We start from the raw sequence: 24,353 nt of genomic DNA, 5'->3' as shown, positions 1-24,353 counted from the left end.
GCCGCCCGCCTACCGTGGATCCCATGGGGTTCCTCCGACGCCGCCTGCTGACCGCCGCCCTCACCGCGAACGCGATCCGGCCGCTGCCCGGGTTCCGGTTCGGTCTCCCGGCGTTCTTCGCCGGCTGGCTCACCGGTGAGCTCGCTCCGCACCTGCTCGCCCTCACCGCGGCCGACACCGCCGCCCAGCTCGCGCGCGGCCGGCGGGACCCCCGCGCGCTCGCCGTGGCCGGGGCGAGCGCGGCCGGGCTGGCGTTCCTGGTCGTCCAGGCCCGGCGCGCCGGCGCGGTGGCCGAGGACGCGCTCGCCGAGGCGCTGGGACCGGAGTACCGCGACCAGCTCGACACCCAGTCGACCCCGGCCGACCTCGCCGTCCCGTGGCGCCCGCTGCTCAACCCGTTCCGGCTCACCGAGCAGGCCCGCGCCGGCTTCGTCGTCGAGCGTGACATCGCCTACAACGACCACGGCAGCCGCGGACTCCTCGACGTGTACCGACCCGCGGGCGGCGTGCCCGAGGGCGGCGCACCCGTGCTCCTCCAGGTGCCCGGCGGCGCGTGGGTCGTCGGCACCAAGGACCGGCAGGGTCTTCCCCTCATGCAGCACCTGGCGTCGAGGGGCTGGGTCTGCGTCGCGATCAACTACCGCCTCGCGCCGCGCGACCCGTTCCCGGCGCAGGTGATCGACGTCAAGCAGGCCATCGCCTGGATCAGGGAGCACATCGCCGACCACGGCGGCGATCCGTCGTACGTCGCCATCACCGGCGGCTCGGCCGGCGGCCACCTGTGCGCCCTCGCCGCGCTCACGGCCGGCGACCGGTCGTGGCAGCCCGGCTTCGAGGACGCCGACACCTCGGTGCAGTGCGCCGTCCCGCACTACGGCGTCTACGACTTCGCCGGCGCCACCGGCCTGCGCAGCGCCGAGCTGATGCGCGACCGGTTCCTGGCGCCGACGGTGCTGCGGAAGCGGTGGGCCGAGGAGCCCGAGGCGTTCGAGGCCGCCTCACCGGTCCTGCGGATCACCGCGGACGCCCCCGACTTCTTCGTGCTGCACGGCACCGCCGACACGATGGTCGGCGTCGACCAGGCCCGCGAGCTCGTGCGGCGGCTGCGCGACCAGTCCCGCCGCAGCGTCGTGTACGCCGAGCTCCCCGGCGCCCAGCACGCCTTCGACATCTTCCCGTCGATCCGCTCGACGCAGGTCGTCCGCGCGATCGAGCGGTACCTGCACTGGCACTGGAACACCTGGCGCGCCGGGCTCGACCACGACGACCAGGTCAGCGACCCGCAGCCGGGCGCCGGCTGAGGCGCCGTAGGGTGCCCGGCGTGCCCCCCGAGATGCCCGCCGAGATGCCCGCCGACCTGCTCGCCCACGCGCTCGCCGCGAAGGGCTTCATGCCGCCCGCGGAGGGCCTGCTGCTGCACCGGTACGCCGTCGAGCGGGTCGCCCACGGTCCGCTGCTGGAGGTCGGGACCTACTGCGGGAAGTCGGCGGTCTACCTCGGCGCGGCCGCCCGGGACTCGGGGGCGCCGGGCGCCGTCGTCCTCACCGTGGACCACCACCGCGGCTCGGAGGAGAACCAGGCCGGCTGGGAGCACCACGACCCGACCCTGGTCGACCCCGACCTCGGCCTGATGGACACCCTGCCCGTCTTCCGGCGCACCATCGCCGAGGCCGGGTTGGAGGACCTCGTGGTCGCGCTGGTCGGCCGGAGCACGACCGTCAGCGCCCACTGGCGCACGCCGCTGAGCCTGCTGTTCATCGACGGCGGCCACGCCGAGGAGCACGCCCAGAACGACTACACCGGCTGGGCGCCGTGGGTGATGACCGGCGGCCTCCTGGTGATCCACGACGTCTTCCCCGACCCGGCCGACGGTGGCCGCCCGCCGTACCACGTGTTCCTGCGGGCCCTCGAGGGCGGCGCGTTCACCGAGGTCGAGGCGCTCGGCTCGATGCGGGTGCTCCGCCGCACGACCGGCGCCGCCGGCGACCCCGTCGGCTGACCCGTCACCTATAGGTGACGGCTCGACCCGATTCCGACGCTGACCCGTCACCTATCGCTGACGGGTCGACCCGAATCCGACGCTGACCCGTCACCCATGGGTGACGGGTCAGGGGGTGCGGGACGGGGCGCAGCCGCACTCGAGGGCGATCTCGGCGAAGTGCGGGGCGAGGGAGGTGCCGCGCATGATGCCGGAGCCCGGGGTGCCGTGGCCGTAGGTCTCCCCTAAGGCGTCGACGGCGAGGATCACCGCGGCAGCCGTGTACGTCGTGTGCTCGACGGGCCAGTAGACGTCCGGGTTCTCGCCCTCGTAGACCCAGCCGGTCCAGTAGCCACCGGCGTCGCCGCGCAGGTGCTGCATGTCCGTGAGCAGCCCGAGCGCGCGGCGGCGGTCGCCGACGGCGTCGAGGGCCATCACGAGCTCGCAGGTCTCGGCCCCGGTGACCCAGGGGTTCGTGTCGACGCAGCGGATGCCGAGTCCGGGCACGACGAAGTCGTCCCAGCGGGGCGCGAGCAGCTCCAGGGCCTCGGGGCCGCGCACCGCCCCTCCGAGCACCGGGTAGTACCAGTCCATCGAGTAGGTGGACTTGTCCTCGAACCGGTTGCGGTGCCGGCGGACGGCGTGGCCGAGCCGGCCGCCGGCCAGCTCCCACTCGGGCTGGGGGTCGTCGAGCAGGTCGGCGAGCGCGACGCCGGCGCGCAGCGACTGGTAGATCGACGACGACCCGGCCAGCAGGGCGAACGACTCGGTCGGCGTCCACCCGATCCCGCCGAACGGCTGCTGCTGGGCGACCACCCAGTCGAGGCCGGCGCGCACCGACGGCCACAGGCGCAGGACGAAGCCGATGTCGTGGCGCACCAGCCAGTGGTGCCAGACCCCGACCGCGAGGTAGGCGCTCATGTTGACCTCGCCGCGGTCGTCGTCGACCTGGCCGCCGACGATCTTCATCGGCCACGAGCCGTCGGCGCGCTGCATCGTCGGCACCCAGTCGTAGGCGCGCTCGGCGGCCTCGACCTCGCCGCCGACGAGCAGGGCCATCGCGGCCTCGACGTGGTTCCAGATGTCGACGTGCTCGCCGGTCGTCCAGGGGACGGCGCCGCCGGGTTCCTGCATCGACGCGATCGAGGCGGCGGTCTCGGCGACCTGTCCCGGACTCAGCACGTCGTGGACGTACGGGAGCTGGGCCACCTCAGGCCCGGGACGCGGCGGGCTTGCGGAAGTACAGCACCATGCTCTTGCCGATGAGCGGGTCGAGCACCTTGCCGGCGTACTGCAGGGCCTTGGGCTGCTTCATGATCTCCCAGACCAGGAGCCTGTGGTAGGCCCGCGCGGCGGGGTGGTCGTCGTTGGTGACGCCGACGGCACACTTGATCCACCAGTACGGCGTGTGCAGCCCGTGCGCGTAGTCCTTGCCCTCGAAGAGCATCGCGTCGCCCGGGTTGCCGTCGTTGAACCGGCCGCCCTTGGTGACCTTGTCGACCAGCTCGTGGTCGGTGTAGATCCGGATGTGGCCGCCCTCGGCGTTGTGGTACTCCTCGGACAGCTTCCAGTTGATGACCTCGGGCAGCCACCGCGGCACGGTGACCGCCATCGTGCCGCCGGGCCGCAGCACCCGCACGAGCTCGCGGATCGCCTGGGTGTCGTCGGCGATGTGCTCGAGCACCTCGGAGGCCACGACCCGGTCGAACTCGTCGTCGGCGAAGGGCAGCTCGAGCGCGTCGCCCTGCTTGATGTCGGCCTGGGCGCCCTCGGGCACCTCACCGGCCTCCTTCATCGCGCCGAAGAGGTCGAGGACGCCGGCCAGCTCGTCGGCGTCCATGTCGAAGGCGACCACGTCGGCACCGCGGCGGTACATCTCGAAGGCGTGCCGGCCGGCGCCGCACCCCATGTCGAGGACGCGGTCACCGGCGGTGAGGCCCAGGCGGTCGAAGTCAACGGTCAGCACGGGTGGGGCGCTCCTTCTGGTCGTCCTGGAAGTCGGTGATCGCGTCCTCGTAGGCCTGCGCCACCTTGACGGCGACGGCGCGCCAGCTGAACAGCTCCTCGACGCGACGTCGTCCGGCCGCGCCCATCCGGTCGCGGCGCTCGGGGTCGTCGAGCAGGGCACCGACGGCCTGCTTGAGCTCCTCGACGTCGCCGGGGGTGACCAGGTCGGCGCAGTCGCCGTCGGCACCGACGACCTCGGGGATCGCGCCGGCCCGGGAGACCACGAGCGGGGTGGCACAGGCCATCAGCTCGGCGGTGGGCAGCGAGAAGCCCTCGTAGAGCGACGGCACGCACGCCAGCTCGGCGGAGCCCATCAGCTCGACCAGCTCGGCGTCGCTGACGCCGTGCACGAACCGGACCCGGTCACCGATGCCGAGCCGCTCGATGAGCTTCTCGGTGCGGCCGCCGGGCGCCGGCTTGGAGACGAGCACCAGCTCGACGTCGCGCTCGGTGCGCAGCTTGGCGAAGGCCTCGAGCAGGGTCGAGATGCCCTTCATCGGGGCGTCGGCGCTGGCCATCGCCATGATCCGGCCGGGCACGCGGGGCCGGGTCGGCGGGACGAACATGTCGTCGACACCGAGCAGGATCACCCGCATCCGGGCCGGGTCGACGCCGAAGTCCTGGGCGATGTCGCGCTTGGAGGCCTCGGACGGCGTGATGACGAGCCGCGCCCGGCGGGCGACCCTGCCCTGCATCCGCAGGAAGCCGTACCACCGCCGCAGGGTGAGCCTGCGCCACGGGCTGCGGGTCTGGGCCAGGTCGATACGCCGGTCGAAGGTGATCGGGTGGTGGATCGTCGTGACGAGCGGCAGCCCGTAGCCCTCGACGTCGAGCAGCCCGGTGCCGAGCACCTGGTTGTCGTGGGCGACGTCGAAGTCGCCGGCCCGCTCCTTCAGGATGCGGCTGATCCGCCGGCTGAACGTGCGCGGCTCGGGGAACCCGCCGACGCACATCGTCGCGAACTCCTCGACGTCGATCAGGTCGCGGAACTCCCCGCGCCGGGGCACCCGGAACGGGTCGGGCTCGCGGTAGAGGTCGAGGCTCGGCACCTTCGTCAGGACGACGCCCGCGTCGAGCTCGGGGTAGGGCTGCCCCGAGAGCACCTCCACCTCGTGCCCGAGGGCGACCAGCTCGCGGCTGAGGTGGCGCAGGTAGACGCCCTGTCCCCCGCAGTGGGGCTTGCTGCGGTACGACAGCATGGCGATGCGCATGGGCGGCTCGACTCTCGGTGCCGGGGCGACGACACTCGGCCGCGCGTACGTGGGTGCTTCCGGCCCCATTATGGGTTACCGGTGGGTCACCAGCTCCGGCGCCCGGCCCCACGAGGGTCGGCCCGGGTCAGGGCGCCTCGGAGGAGTGGCCGGGGAACACGTGCGCGCTGGGGTCGATGGCGACGGTGGCGTTGTTGACGGCCGTGGCGGCCTCGCCGAACCCGACCGCGATCAGGCGCACCTTGCCGTCGTACTCGGTGATGTCGCCGGCCGCGAAGACCCGCGGGAGGTTGGTCCGCATCGCGGCGTCCACGACGACGTGCCGCTTCGACACCTCGATCCCCCACCCCTGGATCGGCCCGAGGTCGGCGATGAAGCCGAGCGCGGCGACGACGGCCTGGCACGGCCGCGTGCTCGTCGCTCCGTCGACGACGAGGTCGACCTCCTCGACCGTGGTCCGGCCGCGCAGCGCGGTGACCTCGGCCCGGGTGACGATCTCGACGCTCGACGCGCGGACCTGCTCGACGGTGCGCTCGTGGGCGCGGAACGCCTCGCGGCGGTGGACCAGGGTCACGGAGCGCGCGATCGGCTCGAGGTGCAGGGCCCAGTCGAACGCGCTGTCGCCGCCGCCGACGATCACGACGTCCTTGCCGGCGTACGGCGCGAAGCTGGGCACGAAGAACTCGAGCCCGCGCCCGACCCAGTCGGCGCCCGCCGGAAGGGCGCGGGGCGAGAACTTGCCGATGCCGGCGGTGATGAGGAGCGCACCGGCCCGCACCACGGTGCCGTCGTCGAGCCCGACGGTGACGCCGGCGTCGTCGCCGGTGCGTTCGGCGAAGGTGGTGGCGGTGCGCTCGAGCAGGTACTCCGGCTTGGCGGTGTTGGCCTGCGCGACCAGCCCCTCGACGAGGTCGCGTCCCTTGACGCTGGGGAAGCCGGCGACGTCGAGGATCTGCTTCTCCGGGTACATCGCGGTCACCTGGCCGCCCAGCTCGGGCAGCGAGTCGACCACGGCGACCCGGTGCCCGCGGAACCCGGCGTAGTACGTGGCGAACAGCCCGGTGGGCCCGGCCCCGATGATGAGCAGGTCGACGTCGACGGTGGTCACGTCCGGATCCTCCCCCGCGCGAGGTCCGGCGTCCATGGCCCGCTCTCTAGGATGTCGGCAGTCAGCACCCGGTGGCACCTGGACCTTCTGGAGGGAGGAGCGAGCGTGGTCGACCTGTGGTCGTCGTTCCCGCTCGACCCGCGCGACAAGGCCCACGCCGGGCTGCGCGCCTCCGACGAGGACCGCGAGCTGATCCGGACCGAGCTGAGCAGCGCGTTCAGCGTCGGCAAGCTCGACGCCGAGGAGCTCGAGGAGCGTCTCGACGCCGTCGGCTCGGCGCGGACGCTCGGCGACCTGCCGCCGATCGTCTCGGACCTGGTGCCGCTGAGGACGCCGCCCGCGCGCCCCACGAAGTCCCTCGTCGGGGTGTCCCACGACGAGCTGCAGCGGCGCGCCGTCGACGAGTGGCGGGACCGGCGGCGCAACGCCGTCTCGGCGTTCGTCGGCTCCGCCGTCGTCTGCTGGGCGATCTGGCTGGCGATCTACCTCGGCACCGACGGCGGTGCGTTCCCGTGGCCGCTGATCGTCAACGCCGTCACGCTGCTGAACCTGGTCCGCACCTCGACGTCGCGCGACGCGATCGTCCGCGACGAGCTCGCCCGCCTCGAGAAGAAGCAGGCCCGCCAGCAGCGCTGGCCGAAGGGCCTGGCGTGATGCAGCGCTCCGTCCGCGCGGTCCAGGGTCACCCCTCGGCGCTGCTGCTGGGTCTCCAGCTCCTCGTCATCCTGGCCTACCCGTTCCTCGACGCCTCGACCTCCGGCCGGGCGGTGCTCGGCGCGGTCCAGGTCTCGGTCGTGCTCGCCGCCACCTGGGCGGTGCGACGCACCCCGACGCTGTCGTGGGTCGCCGTCCTGTTCGGGGCGCCGGCGGTGGTGTTCAGCGTGCTGGAGGCCTTCGTCTCCCAGACCAGCTGGGTGGTGCTGGTCTCGGCCTTCCTGCACGTGCCGTTCTACCTGTTCGTCTCCTACGCGCTGATCCGCTACCTCTTCCACGACGACAAGGTGACCCGCGACGAGCTGTTCGCGACCGGCGCGGCCTTCACCGTCGTCGCCTGGGCCTTCGCCTACGTCTACGCCGGCGCCCAGGTCGTCTGGCCCGAGTCCTTCATCGCCCACGGCGGTGAGGGCCCCCGCCCGTGGTTCGAGCTGCTCTACCTGTCGTTCACCACGCTGACGTCGGTCGGCCTGTCCGACGTCGCGCCGATCGACGACCACGCCCGCTCCCTGGTGATGATCGAGCAGCTCACCGGCGTCTTCTACGTCGCCCTCGTCGTCGCCCGCCTCGTCGGCCTGACCGCCCGCCGCGCCTGACCGACCCGATCCCGGCGGTCCCTCGACGGGTCCGGGTCCGGGTCCGGGTCAGGTCGGGCGGAGCCGGCGCGGGAGCCTGGCGACGACCAGGTCGTAGGAGACGTCGACGGCCTCGAGCAGCTCGTCGTCGGGGATGCCGGCGTAGGCGAGGTCGTTCCAGCCGCTCCGGCCGATGTAGCGCATCACGCCGGCGGCGTCCGGGTAGCGCTCGAGCCACTCGTCGGCGACCTCGCGGGTCGCCCCGGCCTTCACTCCGACGCCGTCGCCCCGCAGGAACGCGAAGATCCTGCCGCCGTCGACCGGACCGACCTTCACCGCCGGGTGCTCGTGACCGCCGTCGGCGTCGGGTCCGCCCCACGGCCAGTCCAGCCAGGCGCCGGGCTTGGCCAGGCAGTGCTGCGTGAGCCGCTCGACGTCCATCCCTTCAGGGTAGGGCGACGACGTCCCGCTCGGTCGGCTGCGCGGCGGGTGGCGGGGCGCCCACCAGCCGCACGCGCACGGCGCTGGCCGCGCAGGTGACCACGACGAGGCCGCCGAGGACCGTGACGGCCGTGATCGGCTCCCCGAGGAGGAGACCGGCCCACGCGATGGTGAGGACCGGCTGGGCGAGCTGGACCTGGCTGACCGAGGACATCGGGCCGATGGCGAGGCCTCGGTACCAGGCGAGGAAGCCGAGGAACATGCTGACCACGCCCAGGTAGCCGAACGCCGCCCACTGGGCCGTCGTGGCGTCCGGCGCCCCGGCCCGGACCGCGACCAGCAGGAGCGCCAGCATGAGCGGTGCACAGACGACCAGCGCCCACGAGACCGTCTGCCAGGCGCCGAGCTCGCGCGACAGCAGCCCGCCCTCGGCGTACCCCACGGCCGCGGCCAGCACCGCACCCACGAGCAGCAGGTCCGCCCGGTGCAGCCCGCCGAAGCCGTCGCCCTGGAACGAGGCGAAGACCAGCGCCGCGACGGCCCCGGCGGCGGCCGCCACCCAGAACGCGGGACGCGGACGCTCGCCGGTCCGCACGACCGTGGTCACCGCGGTGGCGGCGGGGAGCATGGCGATGACGACGGCGCCGTGGCTCGCCGGCGCGGTGGTCAGGGCGTAGGAGGTCAGGAGCGGGAACCCGACCACGACGCCGGCCCCGACGACCACGAGCCTGGCCCACTGGCGCCCGCGCGGGACCTGCCGGCGCGCCAGCCCGAGGCACACGACGGCGAGCCCGGCGGCGACGACGGCCCGCGCCGAGCCGATGAACAGCGGTGACAGCCCGCCGAGCGCGACCCGGGTCATCGGCACCGTCAAGGAGAAGGCGACCACCCCCACGAGCCCCCATCGGAGACCGGCGCCCGTCCCGGGTAGCGCCGAGCGGTCCTGGGGAGTAGCGCTATCCTTCTGGTTCATGAACGACGATAGCAGCACCCGGATCGCCGAGAGCCTGCGCGCGTGGCTCGAGACGGCGCCCTCAGGCGCCCGGCTGCCGTCGACCCGGTCCATCGCCGCCGAGCACCGGGCGAGCCCGGTCACGGTGCAACGGGCGCTGCGCTCGCTGACCACCCTGGGCCTGGTCGAGACCCGCCCCGGCGTCGGCACGTTCGCCCGCGTCGCTCGCCGCGCCCGGTCGGTCGACCACGCCTGGCAGACCAACGCGCTGCGTTCGCCGCCGACCAGCGCCCGGGGCCCCGCGACGGCGCTGCGGACCGTCCCGAACGACGTCCTCGCCCTGCACGCCGGTTATCCCGACCGCGACCTGCTACCCGAGCGGCTCGTGCGGTCGGCCCTCGGTCGGGCCGCCCGCTCGGACGCCGCGGTGAGCCGGGCCCCCACGGCCGGCCTCCCGGCGCTCCAGGCGTGGTTCGCCGCCGAGCTGGCCGAGCACACGCCGTCCGGGACGACGCCGCCCGCGGCGCACGAGGTCGTCGTCGTGCCCGGGAGCCAGAGCGGGCTCGGCTCGGTCTTCCGGGCCCTCGTGGCGCCCGGCCAGGCGATGCTGACCGAGTCCCCCACCTACTGGGGTGCCATCCAGGCCGCCGCGCACGCCGGGGTCCGACTCGTGCCGGTCCCGACCGGGCCGAGCGGCCCGGACCCGGACGACGTCGCCCGCGCGTTCGCGGAGACCGGCGCACGGGTGTTCTACGCCCAGCCGCACTACGCCAACCCCACCGGCGCCCAGTGGAGCCCCACCGTCGCGGCACGGATCCTCGACGTCGTCCGAGCCCACGGCGCCTTCCTGGTCGAGGACGACTGGGCCCACGACTTCGGCATCGCCACCACCCCGGTGCCCCTGGCCGCCCAGGACGACGGCGGCCACGTGGTCTACCTCCGCTCCCTGACGAAGAGCGTCTCGCCCGCCCTGCGCGTGGCCGCGCTGGTCGTGCGGGGCCCGGCGCGGGCCCGGGTCCTCACCGACCAGGCCGCCGAGACCATGTACGTCAGCGGGTTGCTCCAGACCGCGGCCCTCGACGTCGTCACGCAGCCCGGGTGGCGCACCCACCTCCGCGCGCTGCGCGACCAGCTCGGCTCACGCCGCGACCTGCTCGCCGCGGCGCTGCGGGAGCACGCGCCGAGCGTCGAGGTCGACCAGCTGCCGCCCGGCGGGCTCAACCTGTGGCTGCGGCTGCCCGACCACACCGACCTCGACGCCGTCGTGCTCGACTGCGAGCGCCGAGGGCTGGTGCTCGCCTCGGGTGCCGAGTGGTTCCCGGCGGAGCCGCCGGCGCCGTACCTCCGGCTGAGCTACGCGGGGCCGAACCCCGCCGCGTTCGCGGATGCCGCGACGATCCTCGAGCAGGCGTTGGCCGCGGCCCGCGCCTGAGACCCACGACGGCCCGTCGCCCACGCCGTCACGGACCCTCGACCACGGCCTCCCAGCGCGCGCGCCGCTCGTCGGCGCTCTGCTCCCACCACGGGGTGCCGCGCTCACCGAGGGCGACCTTGGCGGCCTGGACGCCGGCGCGGGAGCGCGCCTCCTCGTCGGTGCCCCGGGTCCGCTTCACGTCGCGACGCCACGCCATCAGCACCTTCTGGAGCTCGGCGCGCCGGTCGTCGGGGATGTCCGGGTCGGTCGCGCGCCAGCGTCGTCCGTCGATGACGACGTAGCGGCCGTCGTCGGTGTGCTCGGGGCTCACGTCGCCTGCCCCGTCGCCACGCCGGCCTCGAGGGTGGACCGGTCGATCACCCGCCGGGCCCGACGGCGCCAGCGCCAGATCTGCAGGAGGCCGACACCCCACAGCACGTACTGCGCGCTCATCGCCCAGCGGAACGCCTCGGGCGAGTAGTCGGTGGAGGCTCCCGGCGTCCGCCAGTCGAGGATCAGACCGACCGTCACGACGAGGATCAGACTGGCCACGAAGCCGGCCTGGTTGATGATCCCGGTGGCGCTGGCCAGCCGCTCCGCGGGGTTGGAGGTGCGGGCCATGTCGAAGCCGATCATCGAGGCGGGCCCGCCCAGCCCGACGACCTGGGTGAGCAGCACCAGCAGCCACAGCGGAGCCTGCCCGGGCCACGCCAGGACGGCGGTCCACACCAGCACGATCGACCAGACGATGACCAGCACCATCGAGGACCGGTGCCACGGGTGCCGGCCGACGAGCAACCCCAGCAGCGGGCCGGCGTACATGATCGCCACGACGATCAGGGTCAGCAGCACCCCTGCGGTCGCCTCCGAGAGACCCTCGCCCTGGACGAGGAAGGGATAGCCCCACAGCAGGCTGAGCGTGGTCGCGCTGAACTGCGACGTGAAGTGCATCCAGAAGCCCAGGCGCGTGCCGGGGTGCGCCCAGGACGCCGCGAGGCTGGACCGGACGACGTCCAGCGACAGCCGCGCCCCGACCTCGCGCCGCTGGGACGGCGCGTCGCGGACCACCAGCAGGAGCGCGGCCACCAGCGCGATCCCGACCGAGGCCGCCGCGAGGTAGGTCCCGGTCCAGCCGAACTCGCGCAGCGCGAACGTCATCGGCACGGCGGCCGCCACCGCCCCGGCCTGGCCCAGCGTGCCGGTGACCTGGGTGATCAGCGGGACCCGCCTCGGCTCGAACCAGCGACTCACCAGCCGCAGCACGCAGATGAAGGTGAGCGCGTCGCCGATCCCGACGACCACCCGTGCCGCCACCGCCGCCGGGTAGGACTCGGCGAGCGCGAAACCTGCCTGGGCGCCGGTGAGCAGCACGGTGCCGAGCAGCATCACCGCCTTCGGCCCGAACCGGTCGACGAGCAGTCCGACGGGGACCTGCATCGCGGCGTAGACGAGCAGCTGGAGCATCGTGAACGTCGCCAGCTGGGCCGCCGACAGGTCGAACCGCTCCGTGGCCGCGATCCCGGCGACCGCGAGCGAGCTGCGGTGGAAGACGGCGACGAAGTAGACCGTCAGGGCGACCGCCCACACGCTCCAGGCCCGTCGCCCACCGAGCGGGAGCGCGGTCGTCGTCACTCCGGTCACCCTACGACCGCGGCACCGTCACGCCGTCGTCGGCGTTCCCTCCCGCTCGTCGGGATCGCCCGGGCTCGTCCCGCGCTCGGCGCCCGCCCTCACTTCGTGGCCTCCATCATCTGGCGCAGCTCGCGCTTGAGGTCGTTGATCTCGTCGCGGAGCCGCCCGGCCAGCTCGAACTGCAGCTCGGCCGCGGCCTGCTTCATCTGGTCGGTGAGGTCCTGGATGAGCTGGGCCAGCTCGGAGCTGGGCAGCCCGGCGAGGTCCTTGGCGTGGTGACCGCTGGCCTTGTCACCCAGCACCGGCACGGTCTGGCGGGCCTTGACTCCCCCGGCCCGGCCCTTGGCCGCGGTGCCGGCCCAGGTCTGGAGCAGCGCCTCGGTGTCCTCGCTGTCGCGGTTGAGCATCTCGGTGATGTCGGCGATCTTCTTGCGCAGCGGCTGCGGATCGACGCCGGCGGCCTTGTTGTAGGCGACCTGCTTCTCGCGGCGCCGGTTGGTCTCCTCGATCGCCGACTCCATGGACGCGGTGATCTTGTCGGCGTACATGTGGACCTGGCCCGACACGTTGCGGGCCGCGCGGCCGATCGTCTGGATCAACGACTTGTCGGAGCGCAGGAAGCCCTCCTTGTCGGCGTCGAGGATCGCCACCAGCGACACCTCGGGCAGGTCGAGGCCCTCGCGGAGCAGGTTGATGCCGACCAGGACGTCGTACTCGCCCATCCGCAGCTCGCGGAGCAGCTCGATGCGGCGCAGCGTGTCGACCTCGGAGTGCAGGTAGCGGGTGCGGATGCCGGCGTCGAGCAGGTAGTCGGTGAGGTCCTCGGACATTTTCTTGGTCAGCGTCGTGACCAGGACCCGCTCGTCCTTCTCGGTGCGGGTGCGGATCTCGTGGATCAGGTCGTCGATCTGGCCCTTGGTCGGCTTGACGACCACCTCGGGGTCGATCAGGCCGGTGGGACGGATGATCTGCTCCACGACGTCGCCGCCGACCTTGTCGAGCTCGTAGTTGCCCGGGGTCGCCGAGAGGTAGATGGACTGGTCGACGCGGTCGAGGAACTCCTCCCAGCGCAGCGGCCGGTTGTCCATCGCGCTCGGGAGCCGGAACCCGTGGTCGACGAGGTTGCGCTTGCGGGACATGTCGCCCTCGTACATGCCGCCGATCTGCGGGACGGCGACGTGGGACTCGTCGACCACCACGAGGTAGTCCTCGGGGAAGTAGTCGAGCAGGCAGTTGGGCGCGCTGCCGCGGGTGCGGCCGTCCATGTGCATCGAGTAGTTCTCGATGCCGGCGCACGAGCCGACCTGCCGCATCATCTCCACGTCGTAGGTCGTGCGCATCCGCAGCCGCTGGGCCTCGAGCAGCTTCCCCTGCCGCTCGAAGGAGGCCAACTGCTCGACCAGCTCCTCCTCGATGCCGCGGATCGCGCGCTCCATCCGCTCGGGACCGGCGACGTAGTGGGTGGCCGGGAAGACGTAGAGCTCCTTGTCCTCGGTGAGGACCTCGCCGGTGACGGCGTGCAGCGTCATCAGCCGCTCGATCTCGTCGCCGAAGAACTCGATGCGCACCGCGTGCTCCTCGTAGACCGGGAAGATCTCGAGGGTGTCGCCACGGACGCGGAACGTGCCCCGCGTGAACGACATGTCGTTGCGCGTGTACTGGATCTCGACGAGCTGGCGCAGGATCGAGTCGCGGTCGCGCTCCTCGCCGACGCGCAGCCGCAGCATCCGGTCGACGTACTCCTGGGGGGTGCCGAGGCCGTAGATGCACGACACCGTCGAGACCACGATGACGTCGCGCCGGGTCAGCAGCGAGTTGGTCGCCGAGTGCCGCAGCCGCTCGACCTCCTCGTTGACCGAGGAGTCCTTCTCGATGTAGGTGTCGGTCTGCGGGACGTAGGCCTCGGGCTGGTAGTAGTCGTAGTAGGAGACGAAGTACTCGATCGCGTTCTCCGGGAACAGCTGGCGCAGCTCGTTGGCGAACTGCGCGGCCAGCGTCTTGTTGGGCTGCAGGACGAGCATCGGGCGCTGCACCTGCTCGGCGACCCACGCGATCGTGGCCGTCTTGCCGGTGCCGGTGGCGCCGAGGAGGACGACGTCCTTGACGCCGCCCTCGACCCGGCGGGTGATCTCCTTGATGGCGGCCGGCTGGTCGCCGGACGGGGAGTAGTCGGAGATGACCTTGAACGGGGCCAGGCGGCGCTGGAGGTCGGTGACAGGGCGCATGCGACGAGCCTACGACCGGCCACCGACAACCTCCCGACGAACGGTCGAGCGACCGGTCGGCCGACCGGTCGGGGACCGGTCGGGGCACGCCGTCAGAGCAGCGGGCGCAGCGGGGCCAGGAAGGCCTCGGTGAACTTGCGGTGGAGGTCGCGGGCCTCCCACTCCCCCTGCGTCAGCTCGACGGTGTTGGACTCGTCGGTGCGGAAGATCTCCTCGAGCTGGGCCGCGAGGCCGGCGTCGATGATCTCGACGTTGATCTCGTAGTTGCCGGTCAGGCTGAGCCGGTCGATGTTGGCGGTGCCGACGGTCGACCAGGTGCCGTCGACCGTGGCGGTCTTCGCGTGCACCATGGCGCCGCGGAACCGCAGCACCTTGACGCCGGCCTCGAGCAGCTGGGAGAAGTACCCGCGCGAGATCCAGTCGGCGACGATGTGGTTGGACTTCAGCGGGATCAGCAGCCGGACGTCGACGCCGCGGCGGGCGGCGTCCTTCATGGCGTCGACGAAGTCCTGGTCGGGGATGAAGTAGGCGGTGGTGATCCAGACGTTGGTGCTGGCGCGGTTGATCGCCTCGAGGTACATCGAGCGGATCGGGAACATCCACAGCCGGGGCACGTTGCGCTGCACCCGGATCCGCGGCTCCCACGTCGAGGCCGTCTCGAGCAGCAGGGGGCGCTCGCTGTGGCGCACGCGGCGCCGGCGGTGCAGGTTCCAGAAGTCCGCGAAGGCCCGCTTGAGGTCCCAGACACCGGGGCCGCTGATCCGCACGTGGGTGTCGCGCCACTCGGTCTCGTAGGCGTCGCCGATGTTGTAGCCGCCGACGAACCCGACCGTGTCGTCGACGACGAGGATCTTACGGTGGTCGCGGCCGTAGCGGCGGAGGTCGAAGAACCGCCAGCCGGCCGACCAGACGGGGTACTTCAGCACCTTCATGTTGGCCGGGAAGTGCTTGAAGACCGGCGAGACGACGAGGTTGGCGAAGCCGTCGTAGATGCAGTAGACCTCGACGCCCCGGTCGGCGGCGTCGGCCAGCGCCTTCTTGAACCGCTCGCCGGTCGCGTCGCCCTTCCAGATGTAGGTCTCGAAGAGCACCTGACGCTGGGCGCCCTCGATCGCGGCGAGCATGTCGTCGTACAGGTCTCGCCCGAAGGTGTACGTCGTCACCGCGCTCTCGTCGATGTCGACCGTCCGCGGCGGGGTCGTCGGGAACGCCTTCGGCGTCTTGCCGCGGCGGCGGTAGGAGTCGACGAGCGACATCGTCACCGCGATCGCGAGCTGCAGGCCGAGGATCGTCAGCAGGGTGCGCCGGGCCTGCCTCATCAGCCGCTCCACGTCGATCCGCACGACGTCAACCTAGCCTGAGCCGGACGACCGGCCGGCGGCCCACGCGGGACGCCTCACGGGACACCTCACGGGCCACGGCACAGGTCACGGCACAGGTCACGGTGCGGACCGACGGGGCGCGGGCGCCGCCGACCCCGTTGAATCTCCCGGGTGACCGTCGCCGTCCGCCCCGCAGGAGTGGGCACCGCCCGGCGCTGGGCCATGCTCGCGGCGAGCACGCTCGCGCAGGCGGCGTGCGCGGTGATGGCGCACGGGCCGGCGTTCCTCATCCCCGCGCTGCACGACCAGCGTGGCCTGAGCCTCACCGAGGCCGGCGTCGTCGCCGCGGCGCCGACGGTCGGGGTGATGCTCACCCTGGTCGCCTGGGGACTGCTGACCGACCGCCGCGGCGAGCGCCTGGTCCTGGTCGGCGGCCTCGTCCTGACCACGCTCGCCGGGCTCGCCGCCGTCCTGGTCGACGGGCTGGTGCCGCTGACGCTCGCCCTCTTCCTCGGCGGGGCCGCCTCGGCGTGCAGCGCCGCGGCGTCGGGCCGGGTGGTCGTGGGCTGGTTCCCGCCGCACCGGCGGGGGCTGGCGATGGGGATCCGGCAGATGGCGCAGCCGGTGGGCGTCGGCGTCGCCGCCGTCAGCATCGCGACCGTCGCGGACCGGCACGGCGTCAGCGCCGCGCTGTGGGTCCCGACGATCGCCACCGCCGTCGCCGCGGTCGTCGTCGTCCTCGTCGTGCTCGACCCACCCCGGCCGCCCGCGAAGGACGGCCCGGCCCCGAACCCCTACCGCGAGGACGGCTTCCTCGCCCGGGTGCACGGCGTCTCGATGCTGCTCGTCGTCCCGCAGTTCGTGGTGTGGACCTTCGCGCTGGTCTGGCTGGTGCAGGACCGCGACTGGTCACCCGCCGCGGCCGGTGCCCTCGTGGCCGTCGCCCAGGTGGTCGCCGCGTTCGGCCGGATCGCGGCCGGCCAGCTCTCGGACGTCGTCGGCTCGCGCACCCGCCCGCTGCGGTGGGTCGCGGTCGCGGCGGCGGCCGCGATGGCGCTGCTGGGGCTGGCCGCCGGGCTGGACTCCGGGGTCGCGGTGCCCCTGCTGGTCGTCGCGACCGCGCTCACCGTCGCCGACAACGGACTCGCGTTCACGGCGGTCGCCGAGCGGGCCGGCCCTCACTGGTCGGGACGGGCGCTCGGGCTGCAGAACACCGCCCAGTTCCTCACCGCGGCGCTGGTGCCGCCGCTGGGCGGGCTCGCGGTCACCCACGCGGGGTACGCCACGACGTTCGCGCTGGCCGCGCTGTTCCCGGTGGTCGCCGTCGCGCTGGTGCCGGTGCGCGGCGAACGGGCGCTGGGCTGAGGGCCCGCCGTCCGGGCCGGGCGTCGCGGCGAGAGGCACGAAAAACAGGACGACCCACTCGATCTGCTCCTCCCCAGGAGCAATGAGCGGGTCGTCCTCGGTGCTTCATCGGCGCGGGCCTGGTGCGCTGCGATCCCCCCAGATCGAGATCAGCGCACCTTCTGGCCCGGCGTCGTCGCTTCGGCTCCCCCCGGAACCTCGCGACAAGAAGAACATTACGGCCGCTCACGGCACGCGCGGTCCACACGCAGGTCACGTCTGGTGCAGACCTTGGTAACAACCTGGCCTCAGGTTCCGCCGCGGCGCTGCCCGGGCGACACCGAGCCCCCGGGAAGGTGCCCGCGCGGCGCCATCCGGGCGCCGTGGCGGGGGCGGTGCAGCCTGGCCAGGGCGACGAGCGCGGGCACCCGGCCGCGCTGCGGCCGCCACGGCTCGAGGTAGGCCGCGAGCTCGTCGTCGTCGAACGGCGTCCCGGTCAGCGCCCAGCCGACGTCCTTGGCGACGTGGTAGTCGCCGAACGAGACCGCGTCGGGGTCGCCGAGGGCGCGCTGGCGGACCTCGGCGCTGGTCCACACCCCGATGCCGGGCAGCGACCGGAGCCGGCGGTCGGCGTCGTCGGGCGCGAGGTCGACGAGCCGCTCGAGCGAGTCGGCCACGCGGGAGGCGGTGACGATGGCCCGGGAGCGGGCCGGGTCGACGTGCAGGCGCAACCACTCCCACGACGGGATGGTGCGCAGCACGTCGGCGGCCGGCTGCACCCACAGGTGGCGGTCGGCACCCGGTCCGGGCGCCCGCTCCCCGAAGCGGTGGACGAGCATACGGAACCCCGCGAACGCCTCCTGCCCGGTCACCTTCTGCTCGATGATCGTCGGCACCAGCGACTCCATCAGCAACCCCGTGCGCCCGAGCCGGGCGTGCGGGTGCCGACGCCACGCGTCGGCGAGGACCGGGTGTCGCGGCTCGAAGCCCTCCCAGCTGTCGGCGGCGCCCAGCAGCGCGGGCAGCGTCTCGAGGGCCCAGTCGGCGCCGGGGCCCCACGCCTCGGCGTGGATCGCGCCGTCGGCGGGCCGGGGCTCGACCACCAGGGTGGCCGGACCGAGCGGCGTCCGGGATCCGCGCCAGGTGCGACCGGCGTCGTCGCGGCGCATCGTGGGGTCTCCGCCGCCGCGGCGCTGCTGGCCGAGGACGGCGCCGGCCGGGCACGGCCAGTCGGGTCGCCACACCCGCGTCGCTCCCGCCTGCGTCATGTCGTCGAGGGTAGGGCGCGACGGGGACACCCGGTTCCGCCGGTTCGACCTCGACGGGTGGGCGCGTCCGGGGGTGGCGCGGTGTTGGATGACGAGATGCTGCTTCATGACGTGGTGGAGACCTCGGCGGCCGTCGCCGCCACCCGGTCGCGCAAGGCCAAGGCCGCCGCGATCGCCGACCTGCTGGCCCGCTGCGGACGCGACGAGGTCGAGCTCGTCGCGGCGTACGTCGGGGGCGCCCTGCGGCAGCGCCGCACGGGCGTGGGCTGGCGCGGCATCGGCACGCCACCGGCGCCGGCCGACACGCCGTCCTTGACCGTGGTCGGGGTCGACGCGGCGTTCGAGGCGGTCTCGGCGCTGGCGGGGGCCGGGTCGCAGGCCGCACGCAAGGACGCGGTGGCGCGGCTCCTCGGCGCCGCGACGGCGGCCGAGCAGGCCTGGTTGCGTGCGGTGGTGACCGGCGCGGTGCGCCAGGGCGCGCTCGACGCCGTCGTCCAGGAGGCGGTCGCGGCCGCGGCCGGGGTGCCGCTGGCGGCGGTCCGGCGGGCGGCGATGCTGGCCGGCTCCACCACGGCCGTCGTGGCCGCGGCGTTCGACGGCGGCGAGGAGGCGCTCGCCGCGGTCGGGCTCGAGGTCGGCCGACCGGTCCTGCCGATGCTGGCGTCGTCGGCGACGTCCGTGGCCGACGCGCTGGCCAAGGTCGGCGCCACCCCGGAGGCCCCCGGGGCGATCGACACCAAGCTCGACGGCATCCGGATCCAGGTGCACCGCGACGGCGACGACGTCGTGGTGGTGACCCGCAGCCTCGACGACATCACCGCCCGGCTGCCCGAGGTGGTGGCGGTGGTCCGCGCGCTGCCCGTCGAGCGCGTCGTGCTCGACGGCGAGGTGCTCGCCCTCGACGACGCCGGGAGACCGCGGCCGTTCCAGGAGACCGCGTCCCGGACCGCCATGGGCGACGGGGTGGTGGTGACGCCGTTCTTCTTCGACGTGCTGCACGTCGACGGCCGCGACCTCCTCGACGCCCCCGGGTCCGAGCGGGCAGCCGCGCTGGAGGCGCTGGTGCCGGCCCGGCACCGGGTGCCGCGGCTGGTCACCGCCGACGTCGACGAGGCCGGCGCGTTCGTCGCCGAGGTGCTGGCCGCCGGGCACGAGGGGGTCGTCGTCAAAGACCTCGCGGCGCCGTACGCCGCCGGCCGGCGCGGGGCGGCGTGGGTGAAGGTGAAGCCGGTCCACACCCTCGACCTCGTCGTGCTGGGCGTCGAGTGGGGCTCCGGACGGCGCCAGGGATGGCTGTCCAACCTCCACCTCGGCGCCCGCGACCCCGACCGGCAGGGCGGTCCCGACGGCTTCGTGATGCTCGGCAAGACGTTCAAGGGGATGACCGACGAGATCCTCGCGTGGCAGACCGAGCGGTTCCTCGGGCTGGAGACCGCGCGCGAGGGGCACGTCGTCCGCGTCGCGCCGGTGCAGGTCGTCGAGATCGCCTTCGACGGCGTCCAGCGCTCGTCGCGCTACCCCGGGGGCGTCGCGCTCCGCTTCGCCCGGGTGCTGCGCTACCGCGACGACAAGACGGCGGGCGAGGCCGACACGATCGACGACGTGCGCGCGTTCCTCGGCTGAGGCCCGAGGTGCCCGGCCGGGCGACGCGGGGTGGGGCTCCTTCGCGTCACACTCGTGCAACTGGGTGTGACACCTGTCCTACGATCGCGTGGTGAGCACCGGCACCAGGCGCGTCCCCGAGACCGACGGACGCCGGCGTGCGGCGGCGGCGCGGCGCCGGGTGCGCGAGGCGGAGATCATCGCCGCCACCCGGCGCCACTTCGACAGCCGCGGCGCCGGCGAGGCCCAGATCGAGGACATCGCGGCGGCCGTCGGCATCAACCGCGCGATCGTCTACCGCGTCTTCACGGGCAAGGAGGAGCTCTTCGCCCTGACGCTGGTGAGCTACCTCGACGAGCTGCGCGACGCGCTCGCCGACGCGGCCGACGACGCCGCCACGCCGTCGGGGCGGTTGACCGGCATCGTCGGCGCCTTCGTCGACTACGGCGTCGCCCACCCGGCGTTCGTCGACTGTGCGCAGTCGCTCATGCGCCGCCGCGGCGACGAGCTGCTCGACGAGATCTCGGAGGGCGCGCTGTTCCGCCTCGGCCGCGCGATCTCGTCGTGCCTGACGATCCTCTCCACGACGCTCGAGGACGGCGTCCGCGCCGGTGACTTCGCCGACTCGATCGACCCCGTCCTGGTGGCGAACACGCTCTACGCCTCCGGCCTCGGCGCCCTGCAGCTCGCCCACGTCGGCATCCTCGTCGCGGAGGCCGCGCCCGGCATCCCCACCGTGGGCACGATCACCGCCGACCAGGTGCGGGCGCACCTGGTCGCCTCGGCGCTGGGCCTGACCCGGCCGTAGCGACCGGTCCGGTCAGGCCCGCTCGAGCAGCGCCACGACGCCCTGCCCGCCCGCGGCGCAGATCGAGATGACGCCGCGGCCGGTGCCGCCCTCGGACGTCGCGAGCAGCTTGGCGAGCACGTTGACGATCCGTCCGCCGGTCGCCGCGAACGGGTGCCCGGCAGCGAGCGAGGAGCCGTGCACGTTGAGCCGGCTGCGGTCGATCGGACCGAGCGGGCCGTCGAGTCCGAGCCGCCGCTCGCAGAAGACCGGGTCCTCCCAGGCGGCGAGCGTCGCCAGCACCTGCGAGGCGAAGGCCTCGTGGATCTCGTAGTAGTCGAAGTCCTGCAGCGTCAGGCCGTTGCGGGCCAGCATCCGCGGCATCGCGTACGCCGGCGCCATCAGCAGGCCCTCGCTGCCGTTGACGTAGTCGACGGCCGCGGTCTCGAAGTCCGACAGGTAGGCGAGGACCGGCAGGCCGCGCTCGGCCGCCCACTCCTCCGAGGCCAGCAGCACGACGGACGCACCGTCGGTCAGCGGGGTCGAGTTGCCGGCGGTCATCGTCGCCGCCGCGCCCCGGCCGAAGACCGGCTGGAGCTTCGCGAGCTTCTCGACGGTGGAGTCGCCGCGCAGGTTGGTGTCGCGCTCGACGCCGCGGAACGGCGTCACCTGGTCGTCGAGGAACCCCGCGTGGTACGCCGCCGCCAGCTTCTGGTGCGAGGACGCCGCGAGCTCGTCCTGCGCCTCGCGGGTGACCTGCCACTCCAGCGCGGTCAGCGCGGCGTGCTCGCCCATCGACAACCGGGTCCGCGGCTCGCCGTTCTGCGGGACCTCCAGGCCGATGTCGCCGGGCCGGATGGCACCCAGCGCCCTGAGCCGCGAGGCGGTGTCGCGGGCGGCGTTGACCTTCATCAGCTTCCTGCGGAGCTTGTCGCTGATCGCCACCGGCGCGTCGGACGTGGTGTCCGTGCCGCCGGCGATGCCGACGTCGATCTGCCCGAGGGCGATCTTGTTGGCGACCTGGATCGCGGCCTGCAGGCCGGTGCCGCACGCCTGCTGGATGTCGGTCGCGGGCGTCTCCGGCGACAGCCTCGACCCGAGGACCGACTCGCGCACGAGGTTGAAGTCGCGGGCGTGCTTGAGCACCGCGCCGGCCACGACCTCACCGAGCCGCTCGCCCTCGAGCCCGAACCGCGTGACCAGCCCGTCGATCGCGGCGGTGAGCATCTCCTGGTTGGACGCGTCGGCGTAGACGGAGCTGGACCGGGCGAAGGGGATCCGGTTGCCACCGATGACGGCGACCCGGCGGGTACGTTCGTTCATGGGACCATACTGGCCGGTAACACCGCGTCACGGAAGCCGGTGAGGGCCACGTCACGAAAGGTGGACTCCGAGTTACACCCGTAGTTGCATCACCTGGTCAGACCATCACCGAGAGCGAGGCAGCAGCCGCCATGAGCGACAAGTACCGGGGCTTCACGTCGACCCCGGTCGGGAAGATCCTGGTCAAGAACCTGGGACTCCCCGACCCCACCCGCCTCGAGCGCTGGACCGAGGGCGCACCCCTCGTCGACGGCACCGTGCTCGTCGGCGGCACCGGTCGCCTGGCCGAGTCCCTTCCCGGCCTGCTCGGCTCGCTCGGCGTCACCGTGACCGTCGTCAGGCCGGAGGAGGGTCGCCTCAAGGGCCTCGTCCTCGACGCCACCGGACTGACGGCGTCGTCCGACCTGGTCGCGCTGCGCGAGTTCTTCACCCCCGTGCTCCGCAGCCTGGCGTCGTGCGCGCGCGTCGTCGTCCTCGGGACGCCGCCCGAGCAGGTCCGCGGCGGGGAGCGGGTCGCCCAGCGCGCGCTCGAGGGCTTCACCCGCAGCCTCGGTAAGGAGATCGGGCACGGGAGCACCGTCCAGCTCGTCTACGTCGCCGACGGGGCCGAGGCCGGCCTCGCCAGCACCCTGGCGTTCCTGCTGTCGCCGAAGTCGGCCTACGTCTCCGGCCAGGTGGTCCGGATCGGCGCGCACGGCGTCGTGGACGTGCCCGCGGTCGCCTCGCCCGACGACCTGGTCGCGCCGCTGGCCGGCAGGGTCGCCCTCGTCACCGGCGCCAGCCGCGGCATCGGCGAGCAGATCGCCCGCGTGCTGCACCGCGACGGCGCGACCGTCGTCGGCGTCGACGTCCCCCAGGCGGCCAGCGAGCTGCAGGTCCTGATGACGGAGCTGGACGGCGACTGGCTGACCCTCGACATCACCGGCCAGGACGCCCCGCAGCGGATCGCCCACCACCTGCGCACCCACCACGGCGGCGTCGACGTCGTCGTCCACAACGCCGGCATCACGCGCGACAGGAAGCTCGCCAACATGGACGACGCCCGCTGGGAGTCGGTCATCGCGGTCAACCTGACCGCGCCCGAGCTGATCACGCGCGAGCTGCTCGACCAGGACCTCGTGCGCGACCACGGCTCGATCGTCGGCGTCGCCTCGATCGCCGGCATCGCCGGCAACGTCGGCCAGACCAACTACGCCGCGTCGAAGGCCGGCGTGATCGGCCTGGTCGACTCCCTGGCCGACGAGCTCGCCGAGCAGGGGCGCGGCATCACCGTCAACGCCGTCGCCCCGGGCTTCATCATCACCCAGATGACCGCCGCGGTGCCGTTCGCGACCCGCGAGGTCGGTCAGCGCCTCAACGCGATGGCCCAGGGCGGCCTGCCGGTCGACGTCGCCGAGACGATCGCCTGGTACGCCCACCCCGCCTCCAGCCTGGTCAACGGCAACGTCGTGCGGGTCTGCGGCCAGATGATGCTGGGGGCCTAGGCATGAGCGTCGTCCCCGTCCTGCTCCGGGCCGCGCTGCCGTCGCTCCCGGTCGTCAACCGGCTGCCCGGCGTCCGCAAGGCCCCGGCGTCCACCTTTACCGGTCTCGCGCGGACGGCCCCGCCCGTCACGATCGACCGTGCGCACGTCGAGCGGTACGCCCGCGTCTGCGGCTTCCCGACCAAGGACGTCGTCCCGCTCCCCTACCCGCACCTGCTCGCCTTCGGGATGCAGATGGCGATGATGAGCGACCGGGCGTTCCCGTCCCCGGTGATCGGCATGGTGCACGTGGCGAACACGATCACCCAGCACCGGCCGGTCGCGGTCGGCGAGTCGGTGACCGTCACGGCGCGGGTCGGGGTGCCGGTCGCACACCCGCGGGGCACCGTGCACGAGTTCGTCACCGAGGTCCGTGCCGGCGACGAACTCGTGTGGGAGGAGGTCTCGGCCTACCTGCGCCGTGGCCGCGGCGACTCTGCGGCGACGTACGGGACGGTCCTGCCCCCGGTCGGACCCGGCGGGATCCCGTGGCGGCTGCCCGCCGACCTCGGCCGCCGGTACGCCGCGGTGTCCGGCGACCGCAACCCGATCCACCTCTACCCGCTGACCGCCCGGGCGCTCGGCTTCCCGCGCCAGATCGCCCACGGCATGTGGACCCTGGCCCGGAGCGTCGCCGCGCTCGAGAACCGGCTCCCGGACGCCGTCCGCGTCGACGTCGCCTTCAAGCGTCCCGTCCTGCTCCCCGGCACCGTCGTCCTCGGCACCGAGCGGCTCGAGCGCACCGAGCGCACCGACGGCGTGGACGACGACGCCGGACCGGGCTGGGCGTTCAGCCTCACCAGCCCCACCGGCACCACCCACCTCATCGGCCGCACCCGCCCGGCCTGACCCTCCGGAGCGGTAGTCCCGGGGGTTTGGGCCCCGGAACCGGCCGTCTCGGGGCCCGAACGGCCGGGACTATCCCACC

22 protein-coding genes are annotated in these 24,353 nt (G+C 73.5%); 10 read left to right on the top strand and 12 right to left on the bottom strand.

All coding sequences use genetic code 11. The features are described 5' to 3' along the window. The first annotated feature begins 23 nt into the window (after nt 1-23). Both E4623_RS07580 and E4623_RS07575 read left to right on the top strand, forming a co-directional pair. A complete protein-coding gene (locus E4623_RS07580) occupies nt 24-1,301 on the top strand; it encodes an alpha/beta hydrolase (protein WP_134765913.1) in 1,278 nt (425 codons plus the stop codon). Between the two features lie 20 nt (nt 1,302-1,321). Continuing rightward, nucleotides 1,322-1,999, top strand: coding sequence for a class I SAM-dependent methyltransferase (locus tag E4623_RS07575; RefSeq protein ID WP_245154960.1), 678 nt, complete (start codon nt 1,322-1,324; stop codon nt 1,997-1,999). 108 nt (nt 2,000-2,107) lie between these two features. Here the strand turns inward: E4623_RS07575 and E4623_RS07570 are convergent, their stop codons facing one another. The 4 genes from E4623_RS07570 to E4623_RS07555 form a co-directional block, all read right to left on the bottom strand. After that, on the bottom strand, nt 2,108-3,187 hold the full coding sequence (locus E4623_RS07570; protein WP_134765912.1) for a prenyltransferase: 1,080 nt from the start codon (nt 3,185-3,187) through the stop codon (nt 2,108-2,110). Between the two features lies 1 nt (nt 3,188). Beyond that, nucleotides 3,189-3,944, bottom strand: coding sequence for a methyltransferase domain-containing protein (locus E4623_RS07565; RefSeq protein WP_134765911.1), 756 nt, complete (start codon nt 3,942-3,944; stop codon nt 3,189-3,191). Continuing rightward, nucleotides 3,931-5,196, bottom strand: a complete 1,266-nt coding sequence (locus tag E4623_RS07560) for a glycosyltransferase family 4 protein (RefSeq protein ID WP_134765910.1) — start codon at nt 5,194-5,196, stop codon at nt 3,931-3,933. Before E4623_RS07560 ends, E4623_RS07565 begins: the two co-directional genes overlap by 14 nt. A gap of 127 nt (nt 5,197-5,323) precedes the next feature. Then, nucleotides 5,324-6,304 (bottom strand): NAD(P)/FAD-dependent oxidoreductase, encoded by a 981-nt coding sequence (locus E4623_RS07555; RefSeq protein WP_245154959.1) that lies wholly within the window; start codon nt 6,302-6,304, stop codon nt 5,324-5,326. A gap of 105 nt (nt 6,305-6,409) precedes the next feature. Between E4623_RS07555 and E4623_RS07550 the strand changes: the two genes are divergently transcribed. Then, entirely contained in the window at nt 6,410-6,958 is a 549-nt protein-coding gene (locus E4623_RS07550) for a DUF1707 domain-containing protein (RefSeq protein ID WP_167736522.1), read from the top strand. Continuing rightward, nucleotides 6,958-7,614 (top strand): ion channel, encoded by a 657-nt coding sequence (locus tag E4623_RS07545; protein ID WP_134766427.1) that lies wholly within the window; start codon nt 6,958-6,960, stop codon nt 7,612-7,614. Before E4623_RS07550 ends, E4623_RS07545 begins: the two co-directional genes overlap by 1 nt. A gap of 48 nt (nt 7,615-7,662) precedes the next feature. On the opposite strand, the gene E4623_RS07540 is transcribed toward E4623_RS07545, so the two are convergent. Next, nucleotides 7,663-8,034, bottom strand: a complete 372-nt coding sequence (locus E4623_RS07540; protein ID WP_134765907.1) for an MmcQ/YjbR family DNA-binding protein — start codon at nt 8,032-8,034, stop codon at nt 7,663-7,665. 4 nt (nt 8,035-8,038) lie between these two features. Further along, complete coding sequence (locus E4623_RS07535; RefSeq protein WP_134765906.1) at nt 8,039-9,007, bottom strand: DMT family transporter; 969 nt, start codon at nt 9,005-9,007, stop codon at nt 8,039-8,041. Between E4623_RS07535 and E4623_RS07530 the strand changes: the two genes are divergently transcribed. Continuing rightward, complete coding sequence (locus tag E4623_RS07530; RefSeq protein ID WP_134765905.1) at nt 9,006-10,418, top strand: PLP-dependent aminotransferase family protein; 1,413 nt, start codon at nt 9,006-9,008, stop codon at nt 10,416-10,418. The two genes, E4623_RS07535 and E4623_RS07530, sit on opposite strands and share 2 nt — an antisense overlap. Before the next feature lie 28 nt (nt 10,419-10,446). Here the strand turns inward: E4623_RS07530 and E4623_RS07525 are convergent, their stop codons facing one another. The 4 genes from E4623_RS07525 to E4623_RS07510 form a co-directional block, all read right to left on the bottom strand. Next, nucleotides 10,447-10,731 (bottom strand): hypothetical protein, encoded by a 285-nt coding sequence (locus tag E4623_RS07525; protein ID WP_134765904.1) that lies wholly within the window; start codon nt 10,729-10,731, stop codon nt 10,447-10,449. After that, complete coding sequence (locus tag E4623_RS07520; RefSeq protein ID WP_245154958.1) at nt 10,728-12,032, bottom strand: MFS transporter; 1,305 nt, start codon at nt 12,030-12,032, stop codon at nt 10,728-10,730. Before E4623_RS07520 ends, E4623_RS07525 begins: the two co-directional genes overlap by 4 nt. A gap of 98 nt (nt 12,033-12,130) precedes the next feature. Continuing rightward, complete coding sequence (gene uvrB, locus E4623_RS07515; RefSeq protein ID WP_134765903.1) at nt 12,131-14,257, bottom strand: excinuclease ABC subunit UvrB; 2,127 nt, start codon at nt 14,255-14,257, stop codon at nt 12,131-12,133. A 92-nt stretch (nt 14,258-14,349) separates the two neighbouring features. After that, nucleotides 14,350-15,600, bottom strand: coding sequence for a phospholipase D-like domain-containing protein (locus tag E4623_RS07510; protein ID WP_245154957.1), 1,251 nt, complete (start codon nt 15,598-15,600; stop codon nt 14,350-14,352). A gap of 150 nt (nt 15,601-15,750) precedes the next feature. On the opposite strand from E4623_RS07510, the gene E4623_RS07505 reads away from it, so the two are divergent. Then, on the top strand, nt 15,751-16,944 hold the full coding sequence (locus E4623_RS07505) for an MFS transporter (RefSeq protein WP_245154956.1): 1,194 nt from the start codon (nt 15,751-15,753) through the stop codon (nt 16,942-16,944). 287 nt (nt 16,945-17,231) lie between these two features. Here E4623_RS07505 and E4623_RS07500 read toward each other — a convergent pair whose 3' ends face one another. Further along, nucleotides 17,232-18,191, bottom strand: a complete 960-nt coding sequence (locus E4623_RS07500; protein WP_134765902.1) for a DNA-3-methyladenine glycosylase 2 family protein — start codon at nt 18,189-18,191, stop codon at nt 17,232-17,234. Nucleotides 18,192-18,287: 96 nt separating this feature from the next. On the opposite strand from E4623_RS07500, the gene E4623_RS07495 reads away from it, so the two are divergent. Together E4623_RS07495 and E4623_RS07490 are read left to right on the top strand one after the other, a co-directional pair. After that, a complete protein-coding gene (locus E4623_RS07495) occupies nt 18,288-19,814 on the top strand; it encodes an ATP-dependent DNA ligase (protein WP_134765901.1) in 1,527 nt (508 codons plus the stop codon). A gap of 91 nt (nt 19,815-19,905) precedes the next feature. Then, complete coding sequence (locus E4623_RS07490) at nt 19,906-20,601, top strand: TetR/AcrR family transcriptional regulator (protein ID WP_134765900.1); 696 nt, start codon at nt 19,906-19,908, stop codon at nt 20,599-20,601. 12 nt (nt 20,602-20,613) lie between these two features. Here E4623_RS07490 and E4623_RS07485 read toward each other — a convergent pair whose 3' ends face one another. Continuing rightward, nucleotides 20,614-21,903 (bottom strand): acetyl-CoA C-acetyltransferase, encoded by a 1,290-nt coding sequence (locus E4623_RS07485; protein ID WP_134765899.1) that lies wholly within the window; start codon nt 21,901-21,903, stop codon nt 20,614-20,616. A 131-nt stretch (nt 21,904-22,034) separates the two neighbouring features. On the opposite strand from E4623_RS07485, the gene E4623_RS07480 reads away from it, so the two are divergent. Further along, nucleotides 22,035-23,387, top strand: a complete 1,353-nt coding sequence (locus E4623_RS07480; protein ID WP_134765898.1) for a 3-oxoacyl-ACP reductase — start codon at nt 22,035-22,037, stop codon at nt 23,385-23,387. A gap of 2 nt (nt 23,388-23,389) precedes the next feature. Beyond that, nucleotides 23,390-24,274: a MaoC/PaaZ C-terminal domain-containing protein gene (locus tag E4623_RS07475; RefSeq protein WP_134765897.1), complete on the top strand. Its 885-nt coding sequence runs from the start codon at nt 23,390-23,392 to the stop codon at nt 24,272-24,274. Nucleotides 24,275-24,353 lie beyond the last annotated feature (79 nt).

This window comes from Nocardioides sp. 1609 (assembly GCF_004522105.1).
In the GTDB taxonomy this organism is placed as follows: domain Bacteria; phylum Actinomycetota; class Actinomycetes; order Propionibacteriales; family Nocardioidaceae; genus Nocardioides.
This window is presented reverse-complemented; position numbering and strand designations above follow the sequence as displayed.

Bases quoted from the DNA above. Each gene is read 5' to 3' on its own strand.
- E4623_RS07495 (WP_134765901.1), top strand. From the start codon at position 18,288: ATGCTGCTTCATGACGTGGTGGAGACCTCGGCGGCCGTCGCCGCCACC.
- E4623_RS07480 (WP_134765898.1), top strand. From the start codon at position 22,035: ATGAGCGACAAGTACCGGGGCTTCACGTCGACCCCGGTCGGGAAGATC.
- E4623_RS07475 (WP_134765897.1), top strand. From the start codon at position 23,390: ATGAGCGTCGTCCCCGTCCTGCTCCGGGCCGCGCTGCCGTCGCTCCCG.
- E4623_RS07545 (WP_134766427.1), top strand. From the start codon at position 6,958: ATGCAGCGCTCCGTCCGCGCGGTCCAGGGTCACCCCTCGGCGCTGCTG.
- E4623_RS07485 (WP_134765899.1), bottom strand. From the start codon at position 21,903: ATGAACGAACGTACCCGCCGGGTCGCCGTCATCGGTGGCAACCGGATC.
- E4623_RS07560 (WP_134765910.1), bottom strand. From the start codon at position 5,196: ATGCGCATCGCCATGCTGTCGTACCGCAGCAAGCCCCACTGCGGGGGA.
- E4623_RS07535 (WP_134765906.1), bottom strand. From the start codon at position 9,007: ATGAACCAGAAGGATAGCGCTACTCCCCAGGACCGCTCGGCGCTACCC.
- E4623_RS07500 (WP_134765902.1), bottom strand. From the start codon at position 18,191: ATGACGCAGGCGGGAGCGACGCGGGTGTGGCGACCCGACTGGCCGTGC.
- E4623_RS07580 (WP_134765913.1), top strand. From the start codon at position 24: ATGGGGTTCCTCCGACGCCGCCTGCTGACCGCCGCCCTCACCGCGAAC.
- E4623_RS07540 (WP_134765907.1), bottom strand. From the start codon at position 8,034: ATGGACGTCGAGCGGCTCACGCAGCACTGCCTGGCCAAGCCCGGCGCC.
- E4623_RS07530 (WP_134765905.1), top strand. From the start codon at position 9,006: ATGAACGACGATAGCAGCACCCGGATCGCCGAGAGCCTGCGCGCGTGG.
- uvrB (WP_134765903.1), bottom strand. From the start codon at position 14,257: ATGCGCCCTGTCACCGACCTCCAGCGCCGCCTGGCCCCGTTCAAGGTC.